Source organism: Shewanella hafniensis (assembly GCF_019655335.1).
Classification (GTDB): Bacteria; Pseudomonadota; Gammaproteobacteria; order Enterobacterales; family Shewanellaceae; genus Shewanella; species Shewanella hafniensis.
In genome coordinates, this window is sequence record NZ_BPFD01000010.1 from 23,919 (window position 1) to 36,302 (window position 12,384).

Here is a 12,384-nt window from a genome sequence, read left to right on the forward strand (position 1 = left end):
CTCCCACAAATAACACTTCTTTAATGACGAATATTGCTTACAAAGCTAAAAACTCCTCGCTTTAAAACGCATTTGTTCATATTCATTCACATATTTTCGTGATTGGTTCATTCCAAGCATCACGGCTATTCACAACTTATTTTTACGATAATGGTGCGCTAACAACTCCCAATATTTTGAAATAATTTTGAGATGATGATTATGAAGACTCGCACTACATTTTTGCTTAGCGGGGCGTTACTTTCCCTTGCTATGACTGTCCAAGCGGCCGATGACAACCAGCTCTTAGGCGGTACGATTAATGCCAATGTTAACTTTGCCTCCGATTATGTATTCCGCGGTGAATCTGAAACCTTAGATGGTGATATCCCCGTAGTGCAAGGCACCTTAAGCTGGAATCATAATGAAGGTTGGTATGCAGGGGTATTTAGCTCCAACATCAAGTTTGCCGATCCTAATTTAGAGATAGTTACCGCGCCTTTTATCGGCAAAGCCGGTGAATTTGGCGACTCAGGATTTACCTATGATGTAATGCTATTTTCATACCTCTACCCGGGTGCATCCTATTCAAATTACACAGAACTCTGGCTCAAAGTCGGCAAACAGTTTGGCCGTGCCAACCTGCAATTAGAAGTCACGCCCACAGTCGATGACTGGTTTGGAGTCGATGGCTGGCACGGCGTGAACTACGCCTTACATCCAAGCTATAACTTCGATAATGGCGTGAAAATCTCAGGCTCTGTCGGTTATCAAGACTTGAGCGGTGAAGGTGCTGAAGGTTGGGGGCACTGGAACTTAGGTCTAAGCAAAATGTTCTACGGGCTTAATTTTGATGTCCGTTACCACGGCAGCACAGTCGATACCGACCATAAAGTCTATGGTACTCAGACTGAAATCTTCGATGACAGATTTGTGGTTGGCATCAGCAAAAGTTTTTAAGTTTAGTTAGTCGCGTTACCCGCTGCTTCCCTGCGGCACTCCAGTGGCTTGATAAATAGAGCCTTGACCAGCCCCCGCGGCTGGTCTTTTTTATGTTGCGCTTACAAGTGCTAAATCTAAATATCCTAAATTCGATTATCCCCTACACTACAGGCCAAAATACGGCTGATGTCGGCCAAACAACGCCCTGATTCCTGTTGCCACTGATTAAATACAGCTTGTACTTGTTTAAGCGCTGTCTGCGACGTAAAACCTGCATCGACCAATTTGTGCGCTTTAAAATAGCCTTGCACATCATCGGTTAACAAAAAGGTATCTTTACCAATACCGCGCAGAAAATAAGGACCTGTGTTGCCGCCCAATCGAGTACCACGTTTCTTCAACAGTGCCCATAAACCGATAATATCCTGCGTCGGCCAAGCGGCGATCAGCTGCGCCAAGCTACCATGTTCGCGAGCAATATCGTGGATCATTAAAGCATTATCATAAATGGCTTGGGTCTTTTTTAAATGGCGGATCAGCGTCGCATCACTCGCCCGCGCTTGAATTTGCTCTGGAGATAACATCAAGACTTTATGCGGTTCAAACCCAAAGAATGACTTCTCATATTCAGGCCATTTATTAACAACTACCCGCCATACAAAGCCACTTTGAAACACCTGACGACTCATCGCAGACAATAATTCAGCATCCCGATACTGGCGAATTTCATCATCGGACAGGCAACCAGATAATAAGGCTTCGAGCCCCGCAGGGCCGCCTTTGCGCTCACTGGCTCTGGCATAAATAGATGAAAAACGCTCTAACTGGCTCATATTATTACCTTTAAAATAATTAAATCCCGACACTTTTGAAATGTCGTTAATAATACCGATTTTTATCCTTGATGGATCATTTGGCTTTGCCGCGAAAAATTGGCTTTGCCCCTACATTTTTTAGAAAAACTCCTACAGCAAGCGCTTCAATTGCGACTAAAGTTAAGGCGTAAAGTCAGTAAAATACAGGGTTTGGAGTGAGTGCCTATGGAGCTTTTTTATCATCCCTTATCACGCTATTCGCAAAAGGTGTTGATCGCACTTTATGAAAAGCAGGCCAATTTCTATCCCAGAATCATAGATCTGCGCGACCCTTTTTCACGCAAGGAATTTCACCAAACCTATCCACAGGCAAGAGTTCCGCTACTCAAAACCCAGGATGATCAGTTGATCCCCGAGTCCAGCATTATTATCGAATACCTAGATAGGCATTTTAATAACAGTACCCAGTTGCTGCCCCAAGAACCGCAACGCAATTTACAGGTGCGTTTGTTCGATCGCATCATAGACAACGATATTAACAACCCTTTATTTCAATTAGAAAAATTAAAGCACATCGAGGACAGCAACGAGTTCGAAATCAAACAATTAGAGAAACAACTACTGGCCCAGTTTCAACGCTTAGACACCCAGCTCACGCAACACCATTGGGTCTGTGGCGACAGTTTTACCTTAGCCGACTGTGCACTCATCCCTTGCTTAAGCTATAGCTTCCAACATCTAAACCTGTTGGATTTAGATGAAATCGTGCGCTATTGGCAACAGGCACAACTGCGTGGCGCTTGGATGTTAGTACAAGAAGAGGTGTTACTGGCTGAGATGGAGGAAACGGCAGGAATAAGAGGCATACCTTAGCGGGTAAGTCATGCCTCTACACAGTCACATATTGCGTTCTTTCTTCAACTGCAAAAATGCTTTCCACTTCACGACTTCTGGCGGTAATTCAGGTGCGGCATCGGTATAACCCGCCTCTTTCACTAACACATCGAGCGGCACTTGCTTACCTTTGCACACAAATACACCGCGCACATGGACGATACAATGTAGGCCACGTTCGCTCACAAAGCGTTGTTCAATATAGAAATACTTCTCATCCCAGCCAACAACTTTGGTTTCAATCTCAAAGGTTTTTAGCGGCTTGATATCGCGAATATAGGTAAATTCGGCAGCGTTAACTATCGGCATCCACTTCAACTTTAAGAAACGTTTTAGCAGACCCATCTCGGCTAACATATAAGTCCGCGCCAGATCCATAAATGCAGGATAGCGAGAATTAGTCAGATGGAAATTGATATCGCAATCGCTCGGTAACGCCCGATAGGTGATACGGCTAGTTCCGAGAAAATCAATTTTACGGCAGTGGCGCGTGCGCCAGAATAACAACCAAAACAAACGAAAATACAGATTCATAACCAGTCGCCCTTAAAATAAGAGCCACAGGCTAACAGAGGTCATACCACAGGGCAAGCGTGAATCAGATCACAAAAAAGACGCCCTAAGGCGTCTTTTTATCGTTCAACTAAGCTCATTGGCCTGAGATAACCAGCCAGTTAAAATTGGCAAGTTTATCTTTTATCGCAATAGCTTACGCATTAAATCTATGCCGCAATGCCCGAATATCTTAACAGGGCATCAATATTCGGCTCGCGTCCCATAAACTGTTTAAACAAGTCCATCGGCTCGGCTGAACCACCCATTTCAAGGATATTGTGCAGGAAGCGACGACCCGTTTCAGGGTTAAAAATACCTTCCTCTTCGAAGCGGGAAAACGCATCCGCCGACAGCACTTCAGCCCATTTATAGCTGTAATAACCTGCGGCATAACCGCCCGCAAAAATGTGGGCAAAACCATGTTGGAAACGGTTAAAGTCTGGCGGCGTTAATACGGCCACCTGACGACGCACTTCGTCTAAGGTTTCTTGAATACGCGCGCCTTTTGCTGGGTCGTATTCGTGGTGCATTCTAAAATCGAACAGCGAGAACTCGAGTTGACGCAACATCATCATCCCAGATTGGAAGTTTTTCGCCGCCAGCATCTTATCTAACAAGGCTTTAGGTAATGGCTCGCCCGTTTCGAAGTGGCCAGAAATTTCGGCTAATGCCTCTTCCTGCCAGCACCAGTTTTCCATAAATTGGCTTGGTAACTCGACCGCATCCCAAGGCACACCATTGATACCTGACACGCCTGCAACATCGATTTTGGTCAGCATGTGGTGGATACCATGGCCAAATTCGTGGAACAGGGTTGTCACTTCATCATGGGTAAACAGCGCAGGTTTGCCATCGACCGGACCATTAAAGTTACAGGTCAAATAGGCCACTGGCTTTTGTAATCCATTGGCGGTTTGACGGCGCACGCGGCAGTCATCCATCCAAGCGCCACCACGTTTACCTGTGCGGGCATATAAATCGAGGTAGAAACTACCTCTGTGTTCGCCGGTTTCGTCATGAATATCGAAGAAACGCACGTCCTTATGCCAACGGTCAAAGTCTTTTTGCTCGACAATCTTAAGGCCGAATAAACGCGATACTGTGTAGAACAAACCCGAGAGCACTTTATCTTCGGGGAAGTATGGACGCAGGATTTCCTGTGAAATCTCATACTTATGCTGCTGCAACTTCTCAGCATAGAAACTTAAGTCCCAAGAGGCCATTTCAGTCACGCCATATTCGGCCTCAGCAAACGCTCTCAGCTCAGCCAGTTCTGCCTTAGCTTGATCCTTTGAGCGCAGCGCTAATTCATTTAAAAATGCCATCACCTGCGCCGGCGTTTCAGCCATTTTCGTCGCTAGGGATTTGTCAGCAAAACTGTCAAAACCGAGTAACAATGCGAGTTCGTGGCGCAAAGCAAGAATTTCGTCCATCAGCGGGCTGTTATCAAACTCTCCGGCATTGGGACCTTGATCTGAAGCGCGAGTGACAAACGCACGGTAGCATTCTTCCCTAAGACTGCGGTTTTCGCTGTAGGTCATGACGGGTAGATAAGAGGGGAAATCTAAGGTAAATAACCAACCTTCTAGCTCACGCGACTGCGCCATCGCTTTAGCGGCGGCTTTGGCAGACTCGGGCAAACCAGCAAGCTCAGCTTCATCAGTGATCAACTTAGTCCAAGCTTGCGTCGCATCCAGTAATTGATTCGAAAAACCACTGGTGAGTTCAGAAAGACGTTTTACAATCTCGCCATAACGCACTTTTTGCGCGTCATCTAAACCAATACCCGATAGTTCAAAGTCGCGCAGGCTGTGCTCTATCACCCTCTGCTGGGCTTGGCTCAAGTGTGCAAATTCATTGGATGCTCGCAGCGCTTTATAGGCTTGATACAAACCTTGGTGTTGGCCAACGTAAGTACCGTATTCCGATAAAAGAGGTAAACAAGCATCATGGGCGGCACGCCACTCATCTGTGCTGGTCACTGAATTCATATGGGAAACCGGCGACCAAATTTGGCTTAGTTCATCGTCAACCTGTTCTAATGGCGCGACCAAATTGTCCCAAGTGTAAGGACCTTGATTCTGCAGCACTTCATCAATCTTAGTGCGGCACTGAGCAATGGCATGCTCAACGGCGACTTGAATATGTTCCGGTTTAATCTGTGAAAAAAGCGGTAATTTTGCGCCGCTAAGCAAAGGGTTGCTCATTCTAACTCCTCAATAATCTGTATAGGGTGTACGCCCGAGCCACTTCAAGATGCGAGATGCAGGATCTTGAGGTTATTTGAGTATAAATAAGGGCTAATGTGCTATTTATCAAGGCAAGAAAACCGATTGTTCCCTTCGAATATCGCTATCTAGCTCGATTTCCTCTAAAAAAAAGTGAACTGGTTCGCATTTAAGATTTACACTTAATTTACTTAAGTATTGTTGTTGGCTCGATCGCAAATCGAATCAATTCGCATTAATGTTTAAGTGCGTTCAAGGTACTATTCGCGTAACTCACGCACTGCTACCTAAATCAGCAAAAATATGGCAACACATTCTGTTAAATTCATGGCTGGTATCCTCTGCGCTCTCGGTATCAATGGTATTAGTGGCAGTGCACTCGCTAATGAAAGTATCGAAAGCATTTCAAACACAGTATTACCCAGTCAATCTAGTGAAGCCTTAGCTGTGACACTAGATTTAGGGTGGGACAGTCAATACATCTCACAGGGTCGCAATAACTTGCAAGATGGCGGTATCTATTGGCTGAATACAGCAGTGCAATTCGGTAACCTTACTACCTACGCCTTAGTCGGCCGTGGTGATAGCCAAGCCTATACAGAGTGGAATATCGGCCTCGAATATGGGTTCAATATCGCCGAGAACCTAGAAGCAAATCTGGGATATCAGCGCATTGAAGGCTACAGCATTAGCCGTTGCCAAGATAACGAGCTATTTGCCGAACTCGCTTACACCGCAGAAGCTTGGCTAATACCATCGATGAGTTACGTCTATTCAACCGAAGCTGCGGGTTACTTTGTTGAAGTGAGTTTGCACAGTTATTGGAATGTCACAGAGCAACTCAGCCTCACACCATACATCACTCAAGGCTTTGATTTTAAATACCGAACAGAAGAACATGATGGTCGCAATAACCTACAGTTTGGCCTAGAAGCCAATTATCAGTTGTCATCCTACATGAATGTTAGCGGCCACATTAGCCACAGCATTGCCCAAGGTGATATTGAGCAAGAAGCGACGGCAAATGGCGATATAAGCTCGCAAGATGAGACCTATGCCGGTATCCACTTTGCGATGACGTTTTAACACCTTATTTCTCGCGCCGTAATGCAACCCTGCTCAATCAATTTATCCGCTACATTTGGCAAAATAACGCTCGCTAACTACACTCAAAATGTCGACGGAACGACTCACCATTCATATCGATTTTGCCGAGGAACAAGGAATGTTAGCCCAGTACTGCTACCTTATTCGCACCACAGTTATTGCCTTGCTTCTGCTTTTTACCCCAATAATGAGCTCGGCTGACACACGGCAACGGCTTGAGCCTGAACCGAGTCTAGAATCCTTATCCCAATCGACACAAACCGCGCCTTTGCCCCTAGGTACCTTGCTCGATAGTGAGGGCAAGCCGATTACAGTGCCTAACCAAGTGCAAAGCAGTTTCGAGTATGCAGCTCCCACTCTCACGCCGACTGAGCCACCCAAAGCCACTAAATCAACGAAAGACACGCAATCGACCAAAGCCACTAAGAGTAAAAAACTCACCCGCAAGCAACAACTTGCCAGCCGTGAACACGTAGCCAATGACCCCAACTGCCGCTGGCTCGATAAACGTATGGATCAGTTAGAAGCACAACTCGGCGGCAAACAAGATAATGCTGCAGCCCATCAAGCCGACGAACTCAGCGCCCGCCAAAAGGAATGGCAATGTTTGAAATGTGGTGCAGAAGGCCCTGCTCAAAACGATCACTCCAAGTGCCAATATCGCCGCTAGATAACCACGCGATGCTCAGTTAGGCTCAGTGTAAAGCTCGGGATCTTTTTCAGTCAAAGTACGGTCTTATACGTTAGTCATGCAATGGGCTGGTCTGTTATCGCAAACACCCCTACAATGACCTTCTGCTGTAAAGCATCTCATCCTTGAAGTAAGACGGAGAAACTCATGGCTCAACATTTTGACTATATCTGCCTAGGCGCAGGCAGCGGCGGTATCGCCTCAGCAAACCGAGCGGCAATGCGTGGTGCTAAGGTTCTACTCATCGAAGCCAAACACGTAGGTGGCACCTGTGTAAACGTAGGTTGTGTGCCGAAAAAAGTCATGTGGTATGGCGCCCATGTTGCCGAAGCGATGAACCTTTACGCCAAAGATTATGGTTTCGACGTCACTGTTAATAAATTCGATTGGAATACCTTGGTCGAAAACCGCGAAGCCTACATTGGCCGCATTCACGATGCCTATGGCCGTGGTTTTGCCAATAACAAAGTAACGCTGTTAAATGGCTATGGCCGTTTTGTCGATGGCAACACCATCGAAGTGGACGGCGAACATTACACCGCCGATCACATCCTTATCGCCACTGGCGGCGCACCGACTATTCCGAACATTCCTGGCGCGCAATACGGTATCGACTCCGATGGTTTCTTCGCACTACGCGAGCAACCAAAGCGCGTAGCCGTTGTAGGTGCGGGCTATATCGCCGTTGAAGTCGCTGGCGTGTTACATGCTCTAGGCAGTGAAACTCACTTATTAGTGCGTAAACATGCACCGCTGCGTAACTTTGACCCCATCTTAGTTGATGCACTCGTCGATGCCATGGCAACCGAAGGCCCAACATTGCACACCCATAGCGTGCCAAAAGCCGTGGTCAAAAATGCCGATGACAGCCTGACATTGAGTTTAGAAAACGGTGAAAGCATCACAGTCGATTGCCTGATTTGGGCGATTGGCCGTTCTCCTGCAACGGGCAATATCGGCTTAGAAAACACCGAAGTGCAATTAGATAACAAGGGCTATGTCATCACTGACGAACAGCAAAATACCACTCACAAAGGGATTTACTGTGTCGGCGACATTATGGCGGGCGGCGTAGAGCTCACTCCTGTTGCGGTTAAAGCGGGCCGTTTGTTATCCGAGCGTTTATTTAACGGTATGACAGATGCCAAAATGGATTACAACCTGATCCCAACCGTTGTATTCAGCCATCCACCAATCGGCACTATGGGCTTGACCGAACCAGAAGCCCGTACTCAATACGGCGACGATAACGTCAAAGTATATACCTCGACGTTTACCTCAATGTATACCGCCGTCACGGCCCATCGCCAAGCCTGTAAGATGAAGTTAGTCTGCGCAGGCAAGGACGAAAAAGTCGTCGGTATTCATGGTATTGGTTTTGGTATGGACGAAATCCTTCAAGGTTTTGGCGTCGCCATGAAAATGGGTGCAACTAAGGCCGATTTCGATGCGGTTGTTGCTATCCACCCAACGGGCGCGGAAGAATTCGTTACCATGAGGTAGAAGTGATTTTCGCTTTGATTTCATCATATTTAGGGCCAGCTAATGCTGGCCCTAATTGATCACAGATAGCATAAAATCATTAACTCTCACGCGACTTTCCTATAATCTCGACTGAGTACTTTGCATTTTAAACACATAGCGCGGTTATCGCTGCGCCACTGTAATCGGGATGAATAGCGTAATGCTTAAAGAACTCGCGTTCGATGGTTTGTTATTTAGTCCATTAATTATCTTTATCCCCTTAGCTTTTCTGCTTTCCTGTATCACTCGCTTGGTGCTCTATCAAACTGGGCTCTATCACAAGCTGTGGCGCGAAGCTTGGTTCGAAGTTGGGCTGTTTATCTGCTATCTGGCGTTGGTCATTTACTTGCTTGGGAGTTGATTGTTCATGGGAAAAATCTTTCGTATCAGCCTCACCCTCATTGTGGTCGCGGTTGCAGGTATCGCGGGACATTGGATATGGTCACACTACCTTTATTCTCCTTGGACTCGCGACGGCCGAGTTCGCGCCGAAATCATTACCATAGCGCCAGATGTGTCCGGTTGGGTGAATCAACTGAATGTAAAAGACAATCAAATCGTCAGTAAGGGTGATGTGTTGTTCACTGTGGACGATACCCGCTACAAGGCCACGATTGCCGAATTGAATGCCAAAGCGGAAAGCCAAAAATTGGCATGGGAACTGGCAAAACATAAGTACAAACGCCGTATCGGTTTGACCAATGACAACTTGGTCAGCAAAGAAACCTTCGACGAAGCTTTTATCAATACCGAACTGGCACGAACCAGTTATGAGCTCGCACAGGCGCAATTGAATACCGCCCAAATTGACTTAGCACGAACGCAAATTCACGCTCCCGAAAATGGCACGCTGATCAATTTAAGTCTGCGCAATGGCAACTATGTCAGCAAAGGCAACTCGGTATTTTCGCTGGTCAAACAAGATTCTCTCTATATCACAGGCTATTTTGAAGAAACCAAAATCCCCTTGGTTCACATAGGTCAAAACGCCGATGTCAGCCTGATGAGTGGCGGCCATGTCTTGCATGGCAAAGTGACCAGCATAGGTAAAGCAATCGCCAATACTAATGTCACTACTAATGGACAGTTATTGCCGCAAATCGGCCAAACCTTTAATTGGGTGAGGTTGTCGCAGCGTATTCCGGTCGATATCCAGCTAGATAGCATTCCTAAGGACATAGAGCTGAGCGTCGGCATGACAGTTTCCATCCAGCTACAAACTGACAAATAGTCATTATGACGCTGTTACTGAAGAGTTTATTCTTTCCAGACCGACGAACCCTCATCTTCGCGATTAAAGGCGTGATCTCGATGGCGCTCGCCTTATATGTGGCCATGTTCTTAAATCTAGAACGGCCATATTGGGCGCTGGTGTCGGCGGTATTCCTGCAAATCCGCCCCGAAAGCGGGCTCGTGATCGAAAAGGGCTTATGCCAAATCGGCGGCACCTTAGTCGGTGCGCTCGCAGGGATTGCCATACTCAACGGGTTTACGCCCTATCCCGAACTCGCCTTAGGATTACTCGCCTGCTGGATAGGGCTAAATTCTGGGTTATCGGCCATGGTGCGCCAGCAAAACTTTGTCTATGCGTTTGCTATGGCGGGCATGACCGCCTGCTTGATAGTGCTCATTGTGATGGCGAGCCCGAGCACGGCCGATAGCGCAAAAATATTCGATGTGGCGCAGTCGAGGATCAGCGAGATTGTTGTTGGGGCGATATGCGCCGTCTTGGTCAGCTCGCTACTTTGGCCGACCAAGGTAAAACATAGTCTACAATTGCATGCTAAAAACACCATTAATCATACGCTTAACTATCTTGCATTAGAACTCGATTTACTAGGGGAACATGCGAGTCGCCATGAACATATCGACACGATTATGGAGTCAGTATCGGCGCTGAGTGACGATTCCAGCGCAGTGATTTATGAAGGCCCCGAAGGACGCGGGCAGAGCCATGCGGCGAACTTTCTCTGCAATAAGACTCTTTCGCTATTGGCGGCAATCCAAATATTTGGCCGGCTGCAACGTAATCATTCCCATCTTGTTAGCGAACCACTCGCGAAATCCTTAGCCAATATGCGCAGTAGTTTTACCTTGATGGCGCAATCCAGTGATGACCAAGAATGCTACAAAATGGCACGCACCTTGAGGTATCAACTCCAGCAAAACCTGATGCAATACCGCGACCGCGCGCCGTTAGAGACGCGCTTACTCAAAGTCGCGATGGAATTAAGCGCCGATCTGATCATGGTGCTCAAGAGCTACAACGTGCTGACCAGTCATTCTGCGGTACAGCTCAACGCGCCGCCGATGGAGTTTCACCGAGACCCATTAATAGGCGTTACCACGGGCCTGCGCAGCATGGCGGTGTTTGTCATTGGGGCTTCACTGTGGATTGGCACAGGGTCGAGCGCGGTCCTCATGATGATCCTGCTGCCCGTGGTCTTTTCCATCATGATGGCGCGCCAGCCACTGCCGATGTTAACCACGATTTTGCGCCGCATTCTTGTCGGCATCACTATCGCTGGGCCCCTCACAGTGTTTTACGCTTTACCTTTACTAGCACAGAGTAGCGGCGATTTTGAAATCCTAGTTTTAGTGCTCGCTGGGCCGTTTTTTATTGGCTTACTCGCCTTGGCGAATCGACCGACCTTGCCCTATGGGCTCGGCATTTGCGTGCCGTTTGCTGTGTTAGTGCAGCCCAGCAACACCATTTCATTTGCGATAGAAAACACCGTCAGCAATGCCTTAGCGATTTTTGTTGGCGTTACTGTGCTGTATTGGTTGTTTAAATTGATTACCGAACCTAGCCAGCGGTTGATGCAATATCGTCTGCTGCAATCCATCCAAAAAGATCTGGTGCATATCGCGCAGCATGATGATCCTGAGCCTTGGTTTAACGCCCGCATGGGCGATCGACTGCTGCGGATCGCCAGTTATGAAAAAGGCTCGGGCAAGAGTTCGAGGGTATTTACCGATCTGGTGTTTACGGCACTTAATATAGGCCATGTGTCGATTCGGATGCGGCGCATGTTGCAGGGCATTTCAGATACGCACTTAAACTTAGGCTTAGAAAATGCACTCAACCTCTGGCAACACAATTTAGGTCAGGCATTTATCGCCTGCGCCCACGGACAAGTCGCAGAAGAGTTTAAAATCAGCAGCGAAGCCTTATTACAAGCGCTGGCCCAATGTCCGTTACCCAACGAACAATTCACTATGATTACTGGGATGTTTGAACGCATCACTTTAACCTTCGAACGTACTGCCCACAGTATCGCCGAGCAGAAAAACACCTCAGAAAAATAGTCAGTTCTCAAACTATTTCCCACCCCAAAAGCCACTCTTTTACTGCCACCAAAACCATTTAAATCCAATAGAAGCTTGATATTTGGCCGATAAAATGCCTTAATATAGTTAGATCACTAACTATATTGGTGATATAAATTCAATTATCAACCAAGGAGAAATTATGTCAACGGAGACCCCAGCAGAGGAAAATCTCATCTCGCAGGCAGCAAGTTTTACCCGATTACACGCCAAGGAAACAATGCAGTTTATGTGTTTATTTGCAATATTAAGCACCTATCTCTTTGTCATTTTGAAACCGAGTATTATTCAAAATAACAAAGCGTTAGGAGATAAATAA

The 12,384-nt window shown here is 46.9% G+C and carries 12 protein-coding genes; 9 read left to right on the forward strand and 3 right to left on the reverse strand.

Annotation, left to right across the window (positions count from 1 at the left end; translation table 11 throughout):
• Positions 1-192 precede the first annotated feature (192 nt).
• Positions 193-939 carry a TorF family putative porin gene (locus K5Q99_RS05035; RefSeq protein WP_106648956.1) on the forward strand — a complete coding sequence of 249 codons (747 nt, stop codon included), beginning with the start codon at positions 193-195 and terminating at the stop codon, positions 937-939.
• Positions 940-1,064: 125 nt separating this feature from the next.
• On the opposite strand, the gene K5Q99_RS05040 is transcribed toward K5Q99_RS05035, so the two are convergent.
• Complete coding sequence (locus K5Q99_RS05040) at positions 1,065-1,754, reverse strand: DNA-3-methyladenine glycosylase I (RefSeq protein ID WP_220776232.1); 690 nt, start codon at positions 1,752-1,754, stop codon at positions 1,065-1,067.
• Between the two features lie 207 nt (positions 1,755-1,961).
• Between K5Q99_RS05040 and K5Q99_RS05045 the strand changes: the two genes are divergently transcribed.
• Positions 1,962-2,609 carry a glutathione S-transferase family protein gene (locus K5Q99_RS05045; RefSeq protein ID WP_220776233.1) on the forward strand — a complete coding sequence of 216 codons (648 nt, stop codon included), beginning with the start codon at positions 1,962-1,964 and terminating at the stop codon, positions 2,607-2,609.
• A gap of 24 nt (positions 2,610-2,633) precedes the next feature.
• Here the strand turns inward: K5Q99_RS05045 and K5Q99_RS05050 are convergent, their stop codons facing one another.
• Entirely contained in the window at positions 2,634-3,164 is a 531-nt protein-coding gene (locus tag K5Q99_RS05050) for a thioesterase family protein (protein WP_006079446.1), read from the reverse strand.
• A 188-nt stretch (positions 3,165-3,352) separates the two neighbouring features.
• Positions 3,353-5,392 (reverse strand): oligopeptidase A, encoded by a 2,040-nt coding sequence (gene prlC / locus K5Q99_RS05055; RefSeq protein ID WP_220776234.1) that lies wholly within the window; start codon positions 5,390-5,392, stop codon positions 3,353-3,355.
• A gap of 324 nt (positions 5,393-5,716) precedes the next feature.
• Here prlC and K5Q99_RS05060 point away from each other — a divergent pair, with 324 nt between their 5' ends.
• From K5Q99_RS05060 to K5Q99_RS05090, 7 genes are all read left to right on the forward strand, one after another.
• Entirely contained in the window at positions 5,717-6,499 is a 783-nt protein-coding gene (locus K5Q99_RS05060) for a hypothetical protein (protein WP_220776235.1), read from the forward strand.
• Positions 6,500-6,638: 139 nt separating this feature from the next.
• Positions 6,639-7,190, forward strand: a complete 552-nt coding sequence (locus tag K5Q99_RS05065) for a hypothetical protein (RefSeq protein WP_220776264.1) — start codon at positions 6,639-6,641, stop codon at positions 7,188-7,190.
• A gap of 168 nt (positions 7,191-7,358) precedes the next feature.
• A complete protein-coding gene (gorA, locus tag K5Q99_RS05070; RefSeq protein ID WP_220776236.1) occupies positions 7,359-8,714 on the forward strand; it encodes a glutathione-disulfide reductase in 1,356 nt (451 codons plus the stop codon).
• Positions 8,715-8,895: 181 nt separating this feature from the next.
• Positions 8,896-9,096: a DUF1656 domain-containing protein gene (locus tag K5Q99_RS05075; RefSeq protein ID WP_006079439.1), complete on the forward strand. Its 201-nt coding sequence runs from the start codon at positions 8,896-8,898 to the stop codon at positions 9,094-9,096.
• Between the two features lie 6 nt (positions 9,097-9,102).
• Positions 9,103-9,966, forward strand: a complete 864-nt coding sequence (locus K5Q99_RS05080; RefSeq protein WP_220776237.1) for an efflux RND transporter periplasmic adaptor subunit — start codon at positions 9,103-9,105, stop codon at positions 9,964-9,966.
• Between the two features lie 5 nt (positions 9,967-9,971).
• A complete protein-coding gene (locus tag K5Q99_RS05085; RefSeq protein ID WP_220776238.1) occupies positions 9,972-12,044 on the forward strand; it encodes an FUSC family protein in 2,073 nt (690 codons plus the stop codon).
• A gap of 163 nt (positions 12,045-12,207) precedes the next feature.
• On the forward strand, positions 12,208-12,384 hold the full coding sequence (locus K5Q99_RS05090; protein ID WP_220591514.1) for a hypothetical protein: 177 nt from the start codon (positions 12,208-12,210) through the stop codon (positions 12,382-12,384).